Source organism: Robertmurraya mesotrionivorans, from assembly GCF_050971805.1.
Taxonomy (GTDB): Bacteria; Bacillota; Bacilli; order Bacillales; family Cytobacillaceae; genus Robertmurraya_A.
The window spans coordinates 1-658 of record NZ_JBPCCH010000059.1 but is presented as its reverse complement, the minus strand read 5'-3'; the positions used below and the strand labels follow the sequence as shown (position 1 = coordinate 658).

General features: G+C 49.5%; 1 rRNA gene. It reads left to right on the top strand.

The features are described from left to right. Positions 1 to 2 precede the first annotated feature (2 nt). Positions 3 to 658: ribosomal RNA gene (locus ACRX5O_RS25225) — 23S ribosomal RNA — on the top strand; the annotation flags it as partial.

Below are 658 nucleotides of genomic sequence, written 5' to 3'. Positions count from 1 at the left end.
TAGGTTAAGTTAGAAAGGGCGCACGGTGGATGCCTTGGCACTAGGAGCCGATGAAGGACGGGACTAACACCGATATGCTTCGGGGAGCTGTAAGTAAGCTTTGATCCGGAGATTTCCGAATGGGGAAACCCTCTATCCGTAATGGGATAGAATCTTTACCTGAATACATAGGGTATTGAAGGCAGACCCGGGGAACTGAAACATCTAAGTACCCGGAGGAAGAGAAAGCAAACGCGATTCCCTGAGTAGCGGCGAGCGAAACGGGATTAGCCCAAACCAAGAGGCTTGCCTCTTGGGGTTGTAGGACACTCTATACGGAGTTACAAAGGAATGAAGTAGACGAATCGATCTGGAAAGGTCAGTCATAGAAGGTAACAACCCTGTAGTTGAAACTTCGTTCCCTCTTGAGTGGATCCTGAGTACGGCGGAACACGTGAAATTCCGTCGGAAGCAGGGAGGACCATCTCCCAAGGCTAAATACTACCTAGTGACCGATAGTGAACCAGTACCGTGAGGGAAAGGTGAAAAGCACCCCGGAAGGGGAGTGAAAGAGATCCTGAAACCGTGTGCCTACAAGTAGTTAGAGCCCGTTAATGGGTGATAGCGTGCCTTTTGTAGAATGAACCGGCGAGTTACGATTACATGCGAGGTTAAGTTG